10 protein-coding genes and 3 rRNA genes are annotated in these 16160 nt (G+C 57.3%); 6 read left to right on the top strand and 7 right to left on the bottom strand.

Translation table 11 applies throughout. The features are described 5' to 3' along the window. Nucleotides 1-5: 5 nt before the first annotated feature. Both ACA052_RS00750 and ACA052_RS00745 read right to left on the bottom strand, forming a co-directional pair. On the bottom strand, nt 6-1031 hold the full coding sequence (locus ACA052_RS00750; protein WP_497647964.1) for an ABC transporter substrate-binding protein: 1026 nt from the start codon (nt 1029-1031) through the stop codon (nt 6-8). A 17-nt stretch (nt 1032-1048) separates the two neighbouring features. After that, nucleotides 1049-1945, bottom strand: coding sequence for a TauD/TfdA dioxygenase family protein (locus ACA052_RS00745; RefSeq protein ID WP_497647963.1), 897 nt, complete (start codon nt 1943-1945; stop codon nt 1049-1051). 230 nt (nt 1946-2175) lie between these two features. Here ACA052_RS00745 and ACA052_RS00740 point away from each other — a divergent pair, with 230 nt between their 5' ends. Further along, nucleotides 2176-2541 carry a tryptophan synthase subunit beta gene (locus ACA052_RS00740; RefSeq protein ID WP_497647962.1) on the top strand — a complete coding sequence of 122 codons (366 nt, stop codon included), beginning with the start codon at nt 2176-2178 and terminating at the stop codon, nt 2539-2541. Between the two features lie 123 nt (nt 2542-2664). Here the strand turns inward: ACA052_RS00740 and lapD are convergent, their stop codons facing one another. Together lapD and lapG are read right to left on the bottom strand one after the other, a co-directional pair. After that, complete coding sequence (lapD, locus tag ACA052_RS00735; protein ID WP_497647961.1) at nt 2665-4611, bottom strand: cyclic di-GMP receptor LapD; 1947 nt, start codon at nt 4609-4611, stop codon at nt 2665-2667. A 14-nt stretch (nt 4612-4625) separates the two neighbouring features. After that, the gene (gene lapG / locus ACA052_RS00730; RefSeq protein ID WP_497647960.1) at nt 4626-5318 is read right to left on the bottom strand and encodes a cysteine protease LapG; all 693 of its coding nucleotides are present in this window, start codon (nt 5316-5318) and stop codon (nt 4626-4628) included. Between the two features lie 229 nt (nt 5319-5547). On the opposite strand from lapG, the gene ACA052_RS00725 reads away from it, so the two are divergent. The 5 genes from ACA052_RS00725 (at nt 5548) to ACA052_RS00705 (ending at nt 12530) form a co-directional block, all read left to right on the top strand. Continuing rightward, on the top strand, nt 5548-6258 hold the full coding sequence (locus ACA052_RS00725) for a GntR family transcriptional regulator (protein ID WP_497647959.1): 711 nt from the start codon (nt 5548-5550) through the stop codon (nt 6256-6258). Between the two features lie 640 nt (nt 6259-6898). Beyond that, nucleotides 6899-7675 carry a DUF3050 domain-containing protein gene (locus ACA052_RS00720; protein WP_497647958.1) on the top strand — a complete coding sequence of 259 codons (777 nt, stop codon included), beginning with the start codon at nt 6899-6901 and terminating at the stop codon, nt 7673-7675. Then, a complete protein-coding gene (locus ACA052_RS00715; protein WP_497647957.1) occupies nt 7672-8601 on the top strand; it encodes a diiron oxygenase in 930 nt (309 codons plus the stop codon). The genes ACA052_RS00720 and ACA052_RS00715 overlap by 4 nt, the downstream gene beginning before the upstream one ends. A 13-nt stretch (nt 8602-8614) precedes the next feature. Continuing rightward, nucleotides 8615-12031, top strand: coding sequence for an amino acid adenylation domain-containing protein (locus ACA052_RS00710; RefSeq protein ID WP_497647956.1), 3417 nt, complete (start codon nt 8615-8617; stop codon nt 12029-12031). Between the two features lie 31 nt (nt 12032-12062). Then, nucleotides 12063-12530, top strand: a complete 468-nt coding sequence (locus tag ACA052_RS00705; protein ID WP_497647955.1) for an SRPBCC family protein — start codon at nt 12063-12065, stop codon at nt 12528-12530. Nucleotides 12531-12699: 169 nt separating this feature from the next. Here ACA052_RS00705 and rrf (ACA052_RS00700) read toward each other — a convergent pair. The 3 genes from rrf (ACA052_RS00700) to ACA052_RS00690 all read right to left on the bottom strand — a co-directional run bounded on the left by rrf (ACA052_RS00700) (nt 12700) and on the right by ACA052_RS00690 (nt 16092). After that, nucleotides 12700-12815: ribosomal RNA gene (gene rrf / locus ACA052_RS00700) — 5S ribosomal RNA — on the bottom strand. A gap of 109 nt (nt 12816-12924) precedes the next feature. Then, nucleotides 12925-13040 (bottom strand): 5S ribosomal RNA (rrf, locus tag ACA052_RS00695). Nucleotides 13041-13200: 160 nt separating this feature from the next. Continuing rightward, nucleotides 13201-16092 (bottom strand): 23S ribosomal RNA (locus ACA052_RS00690). Nucleotides 16093-16160: the final 68 nt, after the last annotated feature.

Raw genomic sequence — 16160 nt, 5'->3', positions numbered from 1 at the left:
CTCGATCAGCTCCCCTGCAGTGGTTTGGCATCCTGGAAGAAGTAGTCCTTCCACGAATCCGGTTTGTTTTTGATCGCGCCGACGCGGTAGAGAAACTCAGCCAGCGGATAGGTATTTTTCGGCGTGACGCTGAACTCGAACTGCGGGTTGTCGATGATTTTCAGCAGTGCAGCACGGTCGATTTTGGCCTTGGTGACGCGGATGTAAGTGTCGGCTGCCGCGCCTTTGTCGTTCTGCGCAAACTGCGCCGCTTCGGCCAGTGCCTCGACGAACGCCTTGTAGGTTTTCGGGTTTTCGTCGCGGAATTTCTCGGTGGCGAACAGCACGGTCGGCGAGTTCGGGCCGAGCAGGTCATAGGTATTGAGCACCACATGCACGTTCGGGTTTTCCAGCGCCTGATCCTGGAACGGCGGGTTGGAGAAGTGACCGGTCAGCTCGGTGCCGCCAGCGATCAGCGCCGCCGTGGCGTCCGGGTGCGGCAGGGCGATGGTGTACTTGTCGAGGCGATTGAATTCCTTGTCACCCCACTGCTTGGCCGCCGCGTATTGCAGGAAGCGCGACTGCACCGACACCCCCACCGCCGGCACCGCGATGCGGTCCTTCTCGGTGAAGTCGGCGATGGTTTTGACCTTCGGATTATTGCTCACCAGGTAGTACGGGAAATTGCCGAGGGACGCGACGGCTTTGACGTTCTGCTTGCCGTGGGTGCGATCCCAAATCGTCAGCAGCGGACCGACGCCGGCGCCGGCAATGTCGATGGAACCGGAGAGCAACGCATCGTTGACCGCCGCGCCACCGGACAGCTGAGTCCAGTCAACCTTGATGTCGATGCCTTCTTGCTTGCCGTACTTTTCGATCAGGTTCTGGTCGCGCACCACATTGAGCAGCAGGTAAACGATGCCGAACTGTTCGGCGATGCGGATTTCACCTTCGGCGTGGGCCACGGTCGGCGCCACCAGGCTACCGGCGATCAAGCTGAAACCCAGGCCGATGGCCGCGGCCAACGGTGCAAATGGAAGACGTTTGGACATGATGGTTCTCCGGCAAATCAGAAAGGCGCGTCGCCCTGGATGGTGGTGCGATACAGCTTGCGGCGCAGAAAGCTCGGGCATCCGGCAGCAAGGTGGATCAGCGAGCGGTTGTCCCAGAACACCAGGTCGTGGGGCTGCCATTGATGGCGGTAGATGTTTTGCGGCCGCACGCTGTGCGCGTAGAGTTCGTCGAGTAATTGCTTGCTCTCGTCTTCCGGTAAGCCGACGATGCGCGTGGTGAAACCTTCGCTGACGAACAACGCCTTGCGCCCGTTTTCCGGGTGCGTGCGGACGATCGGGTGAACCACTTCGGCGACCTGGGCGAGCTGCTCAGGCGTCAGGGTCGGGCGCCAGTTGCCTTCGAATTTGGTTTCGCTGTAGCGCGCCGTATAGGAGTGCGCGGCCGAGCGACCTTCAACGGCATTACGCAACGCTTGCGGGAGGTTGTCCCAGGCTTTGTGCATGTCGGCGAACAAGGTGTCGCCACCTTCGGCCGGCAACTCTTGGGCGTGCAGCATCGAGCCCAGGCTCGGCAGTTCTTTGTAGGAGAGATCGGAGTGCCAGAACTTGCCGGCGTCACCGAGGCCGATGGATTGGCCATCCTCGATGATGTTGGAAACGATGAGAATTTCCGGGTGCCCGGCCAGCAGGAACTGCTTGAGCACATGGATCTGCAACACACCGAAACGGCGGCTGAAGGCGATTTGTTGCTCGGGAGTGATGCGTTGGTCGCGAAACACCACGACGTGATAATCCAGGTGCGCGCGGTGGATGCGCGCGAAGTCCTGGTCATTGATCGGGCGGGACAGGTCCAGGCCGACGATTTCGGCACCCACGGCGCCACTGAACGGACGAACTTCGAAAAACTGCGGCGCGATGGTCGCGGCGCTTGGGGTAGCAGTAGCAGCAGACATAAATCACTCCCACGCACGGCACGCTCGATTGCGCGCGCGTCGATCAGAAACTCACGGAGACCCCGTGTTGGTTCGTGTCGTGCGGCGCGCCGATTGGTCGGCAGGTACGCAGGAGTGTGACTTTATAGGTATAAGAAAACTAATTTAAATACCGTTAGCGAATAACCATATGGCTTATTTCGCCTATGCTGCTGACAGGATTACACGGCGCCACTGCAGAGGGATGTTCAATGTTCTACGTGCAACGCGATACACAAGGCCAACTGATGCGCGTGGAAGCCGAGGCCTACGCCGACTCCACTGAAACGCTACCGGCCGACCACCCTGACCTCCAGGCCTGGTTCGCCAGCGAAGTCATGGCGACCAGCCTCAAACAGCTCACGCAGCTGAAACAACTCAAGCAACTCAAACAGAGCGACCTGGACATGATCCGGGTACTCGACGACTTGATCGAGGTGCTGATCAGCAAGGGCGTGATCCTCGTCACCGACCTGCCGGCCGCAGCGCAGGCCAAACTGATGGACCGGACCCAGGCTCGTGAAGCGTTGGGCGGGTTGAGTCATTTGGTCGATGATGATGAGGATGGGTTGATCTGACATCCGGTATGCCGGAAAAGATCGCAGCCTGCGGCAGCTCCTACAGGTATCGCATTCCCCCTGTAGGAGCTGCCGCAGGCTGCGATCTGTTGACGGCCCAACTGACGCCAGAAATCCTCAGTCTCAATCCCAAGGCTTCGGCTCACCAAACAACCGCCCCTGAACCCCATACACCCCCAGCTCGCGAATCACCGATAACTCCCCTTCGGTCTCCACCCGCTCGGCAATCAACGGCAAGTCGATGCTATGGGCAGCGCGCTGGATCGCCTCGATGAACAGGCGCTTGTCGCTCTCCTGATCTATCGCGCGGATGTAACTGCCGTCGATTTTCAGATAGGCCAACCCGAGCCGCGCCAGGTTGCCGATCATGCTGAATCGCCCGCCGAAACGCTGCAGGCTCAGGGAGAACCCGAGCTCACGCAAACGTCGCGTCAACGCTTCCAGCACCGCTTGCTCCGGCACTTGTTCCTCGCCGATTTCCAGGGTCAGCCGTGGCCCCAGATTGGAATGCGAGCGCAGGATGTCGAAGATTTTATCCAGCGCCTGCGGGTCGGCCAATGTGGCCGAAGACAGGTTCAGCGCCAGCGACTCTTCGTGGCTAGCCATCTGCTCAAGTACCCGCTCCAGCATCAGACGGTCGAGCCGCGTGGTCCAGCCAAAACGCTCCAGCCAAGGCAGGAAACGCCCGGCGGGAATGCTCTGACCCTGGTCGTCGGTCAATCGCGACAGTACTTTGTAGTGCAGTACCAGTTGCGTGTCCTGGCTGGCCACCACCGGCTGGAAGTACAACTCGAAACGGCACTGACTCAACGACCGATCGAGCAAGCCGTGCCACGCATGAGGGTCATCGCCGACACGGGCCGATGCCGCGTGATCCAGGCAGACCCAGCTCGAATCGCCCTGGCCTTCGGCCTGGGCCAATGCCTGATCCGCCAGCCCGAGCACTGCTTGCGGTGAGTCGCCATGAACGAAGGGCGCCAGCCCGATTGAGGCAACCGAGGCGACATCGGTGGCCCCCGTCGCATGCAGGCTGCCCAAGGCACTGTCGAGGGTCTGCGCCAGTTGCAGCGCTTCTTCGCGCACCAGTCCCGGCGCCAGCACGGCAAATTCCCCACCGCGAATCCGCGTGACCAGGTTCAGTGTTTCCGGATACTTGGCGCACGCTCGGGACAGTTGCTCGCCGACCGCTTTGAGTAAGTTATCGGTGTGTTGACCGCCCAGACGCTGGTTCTGCCCGGCCAGATCCTTGACCCGTAGCAGCAGCAGATAACCCGAGCTGGCTTGCTCGGGATTACTCACGCGCGCGTTCAGTTGCATCTCGAAATAGCGCCGATTAGCCAACCCGGTCAAGGTGTCCTGGTAGGACTCGACCCGCAGCTTTTCACTGCGCTCGGCCTGTTCCTGGAACAACGCTTTAAGCTTCTCGACCATCTGATTCATGGCCTGCACCACGCGACGCAATTCCGGGGTGCGCGGCAGGTCTGGCAGGCTAAGGAATTCCCGGCGGGCAATGGCGTGGGATTGCTGAACCATGTAGTCCAGCGGCTTCAATTGCCGGCGCAGCAACAACGCGCCCAGTGCCGCACTCACCGCGCCGCACAGCAGTAACCAGCCAAGGCTGCCCAGGGCACTCTGCCAAAGCTTGGCCAATGCGAACATCGGGTGGCTGACCACCTCGACCCGCGCCGCCTGCTCCCAGCCACGGCTTACGATCGCGTCGCCGCCAGCCGGTTCGAGGCCGATCAGTTTGACGAACCAGTCCGGCACGTTGTTCACCGCCGGAATACCGCTACGCTCGACCAGGGTCTTGTCGTTCGACAGATCGACCACCCGGATGCTCGCGTAATAACCGCTGTCGAAAATCGAACTGACCAGCAACTCGACCATCGCCGGGTCGTCGATATTCGGCGTCAGGGACAGCGCGAGCGCCGTCGCCGCATCCTGGGCATGTGAGCGCAACTGGTTGACGTATTGAGTGCGCGAGCTCTCCAGGCTGACCATGAAGCTGCCGGTAAAGGCGACGACCAGGAACAGACAGATTGCGATCAACAGTTGTTTGAACAAAGACATCTGGGCGCGTGCTCCTAATTAGTCGTCTCGACCGGAAAACCTTCGGCCTGCATTTTTTTCAACACGTCCTGCCAGCGCGACAGCCGCTTGGTGTCCCCGACTTTCTTGTTGCCCTTGGCGCCCGGTAGCCACAACCCCTCGGCATTGAAAGAATAGACCGGCAACAGATCGGTTCGTTGGCTGGCGGGCTTGATTGCATCGATCAGGCTGTCGAGTACCAATGGCATGGCCTCCGGGTTTGAGTAATAGGTCAGCACCATGTGCGCGCGGTTCAAGCTCAAGGCCTTTACGTAGGTAATGCGCAGCTTGTCACTGGAAACACCGAGATGGCGCAAGCTGAAATACTTGGCAATGGCGTAGTCTTCGCAATCGCCAGCGCCCTTCCACAGGGCTTCGATCGGGGTTTCCCAGTAATCGACCTCATGCCACAGGTCGGTGTCTTCTTCGTAGCGCATCTGTTTGTTGAAGAATTGATTGACCACCTCGAGTTGTTCACGCTCGCTGACCTGCTTTTGAGTCGTCAGAAGATGTTGCCAGGCGTCAATTCGCTGCTGACCTTGGCCCAATGGCCCGTACAATGCCTGCGCTCGGCGGCTGATCTGGGAAAAATCCCAATCGGCATGCAGCCCGCCCAGCATGACGCCGGCCAGCAGCAACGCGCAGCCTAACCAGCGCAGAGTCCGAGGGATCGCGAAACGTACCGCCAATGCGAGGCATCCAGGTAGGCAAGTGGAAGTCGGTTGATGGTGGAGGTTAGCCCGTCAAAAGACAATGGCACGGTGAGATCACTTAAGCGCGCTAGACTTTGTATGTCGAGGGTCATAAAAACGTCACGGCCGCTTGAGGCCGCGTTTTGTGTCCGTTTGACAACCTGTCAGGCAGTCTCTAGTGTCCTCTTGGATCCAAATTATTTCAGTCAAAACAGGGTACGTTGTTGTGACACAGAAACCCAATCCTCTGAACAGTATCAAGGTCAACGGGCCGATTCCCGCTCATCTGGCACGCTCGGTGATTGAAGAAACTCTGCGCTCGGCGATTCTCGACGGGCGCATTCCCTGCGGCACCGCCCTGCGTCAGCAAGATTTGGCCGATCTGTTCGGCGTCAGCCGCATGCCGGTCCGCGAAGCCCTGCGCCAGCTCGAAGCACAAGCGCTGCTCAACGTGGTCGCCCATAAAGGCGCAGTGGTCGCACCACTGGTTCAGGGGGATGCCGTGGAAACCTATGCGCTACGCATCCTGCTGGAATCGGAAGCGCTGCGTCTGTCGATTCCGTTGCTCGAGACCGAAGATTTCGAACAGTCAGCCCGCTACATCGACGAGATGGAAACGGAACAAAACTACAGTGAAATCGGCCGGCTCAACCGTTTGTTCCACATGTCACTGTACTGCAAGGCGCCGAACCGGCGGCTATTGACGCTGATAGAAGACGGGTTGAACGAAGAAGAACGCTTCCTGCGTTTTAACCTCGAAGCCATGGGCCTGGGCAAACTGTCCCAGGAAGATCACCGTGCGCTGTTGCGGGCCGTCGAAAACCGTGACATCGACGGCGCGGTGCAGCTGCTCGAATACCACCTCAACCGCGGGGTCGAGGTCATCACTCGCTACCTCGGCAGCCCCGAAGCGTTGAACAAAAAAACCTCGAAATAAATCGCAGCGGCAAACTTGAACGAGCAGGTCGTACTGCTCGTCTTGATTTGTCACAACTCGCCCCGCTCCAAAGCCCCCTCACGCCCATAATTTCACCGACTGGATGACACCTCGGTGATAGCGGCTGCCTTGCATTACGCTCACTCTTGGATGGCCGGATAACGGGTGACGCCCTGCACGAGCGGAGGAGTCCCCGCATCAAGAACCTACGGAAGGAGACTTGCCACGGGACAGGAAGAAACGGCGTCACTCCCGGCCAACTTCCCCCTTCAAATCACCTCATGAAACTCAATTAGAAAGTTGCTTCGAGTGAGGCATTCACTCTTTAATAAAATTCTGGAGCATAGGAACCGGAAGGAGCAACTACGCCCAAATAAAACTTATATTAAAAGTGTTATTGAGGCTTGTCGCGCCCGACAAAGTTAAACTTTTAAATAATATAAAAATAACTTGTCGAAAACTTCACTCATGTATTAGCGTTTCACTTCCGCCAATAAACACTGGCGATCAAGCCACAATTGAAGACTTATAGCTAACTGACGCAGATCAATTCGTTGAGGCAAACGCTCGCCGGCAGAAAACTTTCGACCCGCAGTTACTTATTGATCGCCCCTCGTCCCAGATCACTTATAGGCTCGCCATGACTTCGACTAAAGACCGTTTGAATCAGAAGAAAGCAGAACTAAGTGCCCACCCGATTTTCTCTGAAATACATTCGTTACCGGTCCTGCAACGGTTCATGGAATCCCATGTATTTGCAGTGTGGGATTTCATGTCGCTGACCAAACGCCTGCAACAGGAGCTGACCTGCGTTCAGCTGCCCTGGCTACCGCCGCGGGATCCCCAGGCGGCGCGGTTGATCAATGAGATTGTGCTGGGCGAAGAGTCCGATGACCGTCTCTCCCGAGGTCACTACAGCCATTTCGAGTTGTACCTGGATGCGATGCGTGAAGTCGGTGCCAGCACCGCCACCGTCGAACGCTTCGTGGCCCTGCAACAAGAAGGCGTGAGCTACGACGTGGCGTTGCAAAGTGTCGACGTCGACCCGGCCGCCGCGCAGTTCGTCCGTCACACCCTGCACACTGCGTTGCATGCGCCGGGGCACAGCGTGGCGGCGGCGTTTCTGCACGGTCGTGAGAGTGTCATCCCGCCAATGTTCCAGCGCATTCTCGACGACTGGGGCATCGGCATCGAGCAGGCGCCGACCTTTCGTTACTACCTCGAACGGCACATCGAAGTCGACTCCGAAGACCATGGCCCAGCCGCCGAAAAACTCCTCGCACGGCTGGTCGATGGCGATCCGCAACGCGAAGCGGACGTCTACGCCAGTGCCATGGCCGCCGTCGAAAGCCGCATCGCCCTGTGGGATGGCCTGCGCCTGAGCATGCGTGAACCTGCCGTTGAGGTGAACGCATGAACCCCGCCGACTACCAATCTTTCGCTGACACCTGGGAAAGCCGCGCAACGATCCGCACCCGCCCGCGCCGCATTCTGGAAAACGACGACAAACTGATTTATCCGTTGAGCCGTCAACCGTTGGTTCTGAGCGAAACCTTCTTGCGTGAGTGCCCTGAACAGCGCGACTTCGCGCTGGTGCAGACGCTCTACAAATTTATCAACGACGTGGTGATTTTCGAAACCGAGATCGTCGACAAGACCGCCCGCAGCATCGCCAAGAACCGCTTTGCCATAGCCTTCCCGTTTGCCTGCCGTTACGACGCAATGACCGTGGTGGTGGACGAGGATTATCACGCGCTGGTGGCCATGGACTTCATGCAGCAGACCGTCGCCATGACCGGTATCACGCCCATTGAACTACCGAATGAAATCGAACTGAGCCGGGCCATTCCCGCGGCCTTGGCGCTGGCTCCGGAACACCTGCGCAGTGCCATGGAACTGATCTGCGTGGCCATCGCCGAGAACACGGTGACCGGCGACGTCGCAGCGTTTGCCAAGGACGACACGGTCAAGCAGTCGATCAAGGGCTTGATGGCCGATCACTTGCTGGACGAGGGCCGACACTCCGGGTTCTGGTCACGGATGGTGCGCATCTATTGGCACACCGCGAGTGAAACCGACCGCCAGTGCATCGCGCACATCCTGCCGGTGTTCATCGGCCATTACCTGACCAATGACCTCCAGAAGGCCTTTGACTTCCGGCTGATCGAGTCCTTGCAGATCCGCGATGCGGCGCGCAATGCACTCAAGAGCGAAGTGTCCGGGCTGGCCTTCCCGATCAACCGCCATCACCCGATGGTTGCCAACATCGTGCGATTTTTCTTCAGCAGTTCGCTGCTCGATTCGCCCTGCGTTCAAAGCGCCTTGGGCGACTACCTGGTTTAACGAGGAGCACTTCATGAGACGTCTCGACATCCTGCTCATTGGGCAAAGCCGGGCCTTGACCGACCTGGCGCTGGAACTTGAACAGCACGGTCATTCCCTGGCGCGTCTGACAGCCGCCGACGAGCAACCTTCAGGTGTTGCCGATTTATTGATTGACGACAGCAGCCTGCCGTTCCGGGCGTTCGGCGATGCACCGCGACTGACGCTAAAGCTGGATGTCGGACGGCCCACGACTTCCGGCCTGCCGTCACTGGACCTCCTGTGCTTGTTGGGCTCGACGCTACTCACCCGCGTGCCAATCGCCGCCGAGCCGTCGGGCAACGGCCAGTCACTGCGATTGAGAGCGATGGCGGAATTGGTGGACCACGTCGCGCTGTTGGTCAGTCGTTTTTCGCGGGATGCCGAGTTCTTTCTGATCGCTAAGCCAGCACCTGGCGCTCACGTCGAGCGCGTGGAAAACCTGTTGTTTCTGGAGGGCCTGGCGTTCGTCCATCAACTCAACACAACGGCTGATCCCGAACTGCTGCACCTCGCGCAAACGCCCATGATCGAGCGTCTTGAGCAGCGCTTTATCCAGTCGGCCGAACGCCCGGCACTAAACATCGCAGGCACGTCCCTGAGCTATAGCGAACTTTACGCTCACAGCCGCGCCATTCAGCAGCGATTGCAGCCGTTGCTCGCTCAGCACGCAGGGCCGTGGGTGGTGGGGATTTGTCTGCCGAAATGCAGCGCATTGTATGCAGGGATTCTGGCGATCCTCGGCAGCGGCGCGGTGTACTTGCCGCTGGAACCGAGTCACCCGTTGCAACGTCATCACTACATTTTGTCGAATGCCGGGGCGGTGTTGTTGCTGCACGACGGCCAGCATCCGCTTGCTGGCGAAGTACCCGGGCTGGATATCAGCAGCATCGACCTCGATGACCTGGATCTCGATCAACCGCTGATGCGCCGACGGCCCGATCTTGATGCACCGTGCATGGCGCTCTATACATCGGGCACCACCGGCCATCCCAAAGGCGTGCTGCTCAGCCAGGCCAACCTCGCGCACTTCACCGCGTGGTACGCCGGCTACGTTCAGCTGACGGAGCACAGCCGTGTGTTGCAGTTTTCATCGTTGAGTTTCGACTCGTCGCTGATCGACATTTTCCCGACCCTGCTCCAGGGTGCCGAGCTGATCGCGCCCAGCGACGATCAACGCCGCGATCCCTTGCAACTGGTCGAACTGATCCGCCACCGCCAACTCAGCCACGCCTTTTTGCCGCCGGCCTTGTTGAGCATCCTGCCGCTGGATCAATTGCAAGGCCTGTCGCACGTGATGACCGGCGGTGATGTCTGCGAACCCTATGTCATCCAGCAACTGACGCGCCAGGGCAACCTCTACAACCTCTACGGCCCCACGGAAGCCACGGTGTTGATTACCGCGCGGCGCCTACAAACCGGCGACAGCAATCGCACCCTCGGCGCGCCTGTCGCCAACAGCCAGGTGCTGATTCTCGATGAGGATTTGCAACCGGTGGCCGAACAGACTGTCGGCGAGCTGTACATCGTCGGGCCGGGCGTGTGCCTTGGCTATGTGAACAACCCGCAACAGACCGCCGAACGCTATTTGAACCTGAGCCTGCCCAACCAACAGGACCTGCGCGCCTACCGCACCGGCGACATGGCGAAGTGGACCGGAGAGGGTATCGAGCTATGTGGACGGCGGGACAACCAGGTAAAGATTCGCGGTTTTCGGGTCGAGCCGGAAGAAATCGAACGCTGCCTGCGCGACAGTCAGATGTTCCGTCAGGTGGTGGTGGTCATCGACAGCCATCGACGGATTCTGGCCTTTCTGGCACAACCCCAAGAGGTGCGGCCCGGCGCTGCTCGCGATGCGTTGAAAGCCCATGCGTTGAAATTCTTGCCGGATTACATGCAGCCCGTTGCCTGGACCGAACTGGCCAGCATGCCGTTCGCCAGTAACGGCAAGGTCGACCGCAAAGCGCTGCTGTCGTTGCCGGTAAACCTGCTGGAAAATACGACCCGACGCTTACCAGCCAATGCCGATGAAGCAACGTTGCTGGAGATCTGGGCCGAGTTGCTGGAGCTGCCGGCCAGCGATATTTCCACCGATGAAAGTTTCTTCAATCTGGGCGGTCACTCGATTTTGCTGTCACGCATGCTGTTGCGATTGCGTGAAGTATTCGGACGCAGCATCTCGATCAATCGCTTCATCGAATTGCCGACCCTTATGAAGTTGGCGACGCTGGTTCGCGGCTCGGGCACCGAAGAGGTACTGAGCGAAAGGGCCATGGTCGATGCCTTCCGCGAACTGGATGTACAGCCATTGCCAATCTGTCGGATGGGCGATGTACACAAGGTGATCGTCACCGGTGCCAACAGCTTTGTCGGCGTGCACATCGTTGAAGCGCTGCTGGCCTGGGGTGCCAGTGAAGTCGCCTGCCTGGTTCGCGACGGCGTTGGTCAATCGGCGGTGGAACGCTTTGCGCATGCTTTGCGTGAGAACCGTCTGGAACATCTGGACCTGAGCCGGGTGCGGGTTTACGCGGCGGACATTACGCGCCCCTCATTAGGGCTCGCCGTTGAGGTATACGAGCGACTGGATCGGGAGTTCGGTGCGTTGGTGCACAACGCTGCCAACGTCAATCACGTCCTCGATTACGAGTCACTGGCGCGGGATAACGTCGAACCGATCTTCGAGTGCTTGCGCCTGTGCGAAGGGCGCAGCAAAAAGATCTTCAATTTTGTCTCGACGCTCTCGGCGTCCAGCTCCCTTTCCGCCGAGGGCCGGGTGCTCGAATTGCCCGCTGCCCAGACCCCGCCGATCTACATCAAGAACGGCTACAACCTGTCCAAGTGGGTCGGCGAATGTATTCTCGAACGGGCTCGCGAACGCGGGGTTCAGGTCAATCTGTATCGGCCCGGCAACATCAGTTTCAACAGCCTGACGGGTGTCTGCCAGCCGCACAAAAATCGCTTGATGCTGATGCTCAAGGGCTCGATCCAGCTCGGTCACGTGCCGGCGTTTGCGCTGAATTTCGACCTGATGCCGGTGGATTTCCTGGCCCGCTTCATCGCGTTCCACGCCAGCCGTTATCAACCGGAAAAAGCGGTGTTCAACCTGCATAACCCAGAGCCTTTGAGCTGGGACGATTACGTCGCGTCCTTTCGTGAAACCGGCCGGGAGTTTTCCATGGTCAGCGTCGCCGACTGGCAGCAGCAACTGAGCCGGGTCGACAGCGACAACGCACTGTTCGGCGTGCTCGGTTTCTACCTCAACGGCTTCGAGGAAGACATCGGCGACATCTCGATGATCGGCCACGCCAACGCGCAAGCCGGCGTGCGGCAGATGGGTGCGCGCTACCCGGAAAAATCCCCGGCGCTGCTGCGTCGTGGCTGCGATTACCTCAAGGAAATCAATTTCATCTGATACACCCCTACCTCAAAAATGGAGCAAGACCATGAGCACACTGCAACCCGATTCCCTGATCAAAAATCCGCAAGGCTGCCAAGTAGTCTCCACGGTGGAAGTGCCCGTCGACCCCGCTCAACTCTGGGCTGTGGTCGGCAACTTCGCCGGCTTCGATCAGTTCATTCCAGCGCTGTCACACATCGAAATGACGGGCGAAGGTGTGTCGTCCCTGCGCAAAAAGTTTTTCAAGGACGGCAACCTGGTGGTCGAACAACTCAATAGCCGCGACGACCAAGCGTTGAACATGACCTGGACCACGATCTACAACACCTTGGGTGTGGCCAATTTATGGGCCGCCATGAGTGTTGAGCCGTTGAGTGCGGGAAAATCCAGAGCGACCTGGACCATCATCGCCGAACCTGCGCAGGGAGGCGCGGAGGCGCTCCCGGGGTTCAAGGATTTCGTTCAGGGATTTGCCGATGATGCGATGAACAATGTGCTGAAACTGTTTGCGTGAGGCGGTCATTGGGCGGTGACTGAAGCATCGCTTTCGCGAGCAGGCTCGCTCCCACAAGGGTTCTCAGTGCTCACACATGTTGTGATCAAGTAAGTCCATGGTTTTTATTTGATAGCCCAGAACGACAAAACCCCTGTCTGCGTTAGCAGACAGGGGTTTCGGAATTTAATCTTGACGATGACCTACTCTCACATGGGGAAACCCCACACTACCATCGGCGATGCATCGTTTCACTACTGAGTTCGGGATGGGATCAGGTGGTTCCAATGCTCTATGGTCGTCAAGAAATTCTGTGACCGACCCGTTACAGCAGTAACGTGCCAGCAAAAAATGGTGACTTCTACTTAAAACAAAACCCCTACCTGCGTACGCAGATAGGGGTTTCGGAATTTAATCTTGACGATGACCTACTCTCACATGGGGAAACCCCACACTACCATCGGCGATGCATCGTTTCACTGCTGAGTTCGGGATGGGATCAGGTGGTTCCAATGCTCTATGGTCGTCAAGAAATTCGGTAGCCGGCTCGTTCTCCTTGCGGATCACGCTCCAGCGAATGGGTATGTGATAGCTTTCGGTGTTTTGCGAGTCTTCTCGAACTTTCGGTTCGTTTCGTCTTCACACACCGCAATCTGGCCTCTTTCGAGTTCACAAATTGCTTGGGTGTTATATGGTCAAGCCTCACGGGCAATTAGTATTGGTTAGCTCAACGCCTCACAGCGCTTACACACCCAACCTATCAACGTCGTAGTCTTCGACGGCCCTTCAGGGGACTCAAGGTCCCAGTGAGATCTCATCTTGAGGCTAGTTTCCCGCTTAGATGCTTTCAGCGGTTATCTATTCCGAACATAGCTACCCGGCAATGCCACTGGCGTGACAACCGGAACACCAGAGGTTCGTCCACTCCGGTCCTCTCGTACTAGGAGCAGCCCCTCTCAAATCTCAAACGTCCACGGCAGATAGGGACCGAACTGTCTCACGACGTTCTAAACCCAGCTCGCGTACCACTTTAAATGGCGAACAGCCATACCCTTGGGACCGGCTTCAGCCCCAGGATGTGATGAGCCGACATCGAGGTGCCAAACACCGCCGTCGATATGAACTCTTGGGCGGTATCAGCCTGTTATCCCCGGAGTACCTTTTATCCGTTGAGCGATGGCCCTTCCATACAGAACCACCGGATCACTAAGACCTACTTTCGTACCTGCTCGACGTGTCTGTCTCGCAGTCAAGCGCGCTTTTGCCTTTATACTCTACGACCGATTTCCGACCGGTCTGAGCGCACCTTCGTACTCCTCCGTTACTCTTTAGGAGGAGACCGCCCCAGTCAAACTACCCACCATACACTGTCCTCGATCCGGATAACGGACCTGAGTTAGAACCTCAAAGTTGCCAGGGTGGTATTTCAAGGTTGGCTCCACGCGAACTGGCGTCCACGCTTCAAAGCCTCCCACCTATCCTACACAAGCAAATTCAAAGTCCAGTGCAAAGCTATAGTAAAGGTTCACGGGGTCTTTCCGTCTAGCCGCGGATACACTGCATCTTCACAGCGATTTCAATTTCACTGAGTCTCGGGTGGAGACAGCGCCGCCATCGTTACGCCATTCGTGCAGGTCGGAACTTACCCGACAAGGAATTTCGCTACCTTAGGACCGTTATAGTTACGGCCGCCGTTTACCGGGGCTTCGATCAAGAGCTTCGCGTTAGCTAACCCCATCAATTAACCTTCCGGCACCGGGCAGGCGTCACACCCTATACGTCCACTTTCGTGTTTGCAGAGTGCTGTGTTTTTAATAAACAGTCGCAGCGGCCTGGTATCTTCGACCGGCATGGGCTTACGCAGTAAATGCTTCACCCTCACCGGCGCACCTTCTCCCGAAGTTACGGTGCCATTTTGCCTAGTTCCTTCACCCGAGTTCTCTCAAGCGCCTTGGTATTCTCTACCCAACCACCTGTGTCGGTTTGGGGTACGGTTCCTGGTTACCTGAAGCTTAGAAGCTTTTCTTGGAAGCATGGCATCAACCACTTCGTCACCCAAAGGGTAACTCGTCATCAGCTCTCGGCCTTAGAATCCCGGATTTACCTAAGATTCCAGCCTACCACCTTAAACTTGGACAACCAACGCCAAGCTGGCCTAGCCTTCTCCGTCCCTCCATCGCAATAACCAGAAGTACAGGAATATTAACCTGTTTTCCATCGACTACGCTTTTCAGCCTCGCCTTAGGGACCGACTAACCCTGCGTCGATTAACGTTGCGCAGGAAACCTTGGTCTTTCGGCGTGGGTGTTTTTCACACCCATTGTCGTTACTCATGTCAGCATTCGCACTTCTGATACCTCCAGCAAGCTTCTCAACTCACCTTCACAGGCTTACAGAACGCTCCTCTACCGCATCACCTAAGTGATACCCGTAGCTTCGGTGTATGGTTTGAGCCCCGTTACATCTTCCGCGCAGGCCGACTCGACTAGTGAGCTATTACGCTTTCTTTAAAGGGTGGCTGCTTCTAAGCCAACCTCCTAGCTGTCTAAGCCTTCCCACATCGTTTCCCACTTAACCATAACTTTGGGACCTTAGCTGACGGTCTGGGTTGTTTCCCTTTTCACGACGGACGTTAGCACCCGCCGTGTGTCTCCCATGCTCGGCACTTGTAGGTATTCGGAGTTTGCATCGGTTTGGTAAGTCGGGATGACCCCCTAGCCGAAACAGTGCTCTACCCCCTACAGTGATACATGAGGCGCTACCTAAATAGCTTTCGAGGAGAACCAGCTATCTCCGAGCTTGATTAGCCTTTCACTCCGATCCACAGGTCATCCGCTAACTTTTCAACGGTAGTCGGTTCGGTCCTCCAGTTAGTGTTACCCAACCTTCAACCTGCCCATGGATAGATCGCCCGGTTTCGGGTCTATTCCCAGCGACTAGACGCCCTATTAAGACTCGCTTTCGCTACGCCTCCCCTATTCGGTTAAGCTCGCCACTGAAAATAAGTCGCTGACCCATTATACAAAAGGTACGCAGTCACCCAACAAAGTGGGCTCCCACTGCTTGTACGCATACGGTTTCAGGATCTATTTCACTCCCCTCTCCGGGGTTCTTTTCGCCTTTCCCTCACGGTACTAGTTCACTATCGGTCAGTCAGTAGTATTTAGCCTTGGAGGATGGTCCCCCCATATTCAGACAAAGTTTCTCGTGCTCCGTCCTACTCGATTTCATGACTAAGAGATTTTCGCGTACAGGGCTATCACCCACTATGGCCGTACTTTCCAGAACGTTCCGCTAATCTCAAAGCCACTTAAGGGCTAGTCCCCGTTCGCTCGCCACTACTAAGGGAATCTCGGTTGATTTCTTTTCCTCAGGGTACTTAGATGTTTCAGTTCCCCTGGTTCGCCTCTTAAGCCTATGTATTCAGCTTAAGATAACCATCTTATGATGGCTGGGTTCCCCCATTCAGACATCTCCGGATCAAAGTCTGTTTGCCGACTCCCCGAAGCTTTTCGCAGGCTACCACGTCTTTCATCGCCTCTGACTGCCAAGGCATCCACCGTATGCGCTTCTTCACTTGACCATATAACCCCAAGCAATCTGGTTATACTGTGAAGACGACATTCGCCGAAAATTCGATAATACTCAATT

The sequence above is a fragment of the Pseudomonas sp. LBUM1644 genome, from assembly GCF_059716195.1.
The sequence above is the reverse complement of the archived record's forward strand: the minus strand, read 5'-3'. Positions and strand labels throughout refer to the sequence as shown.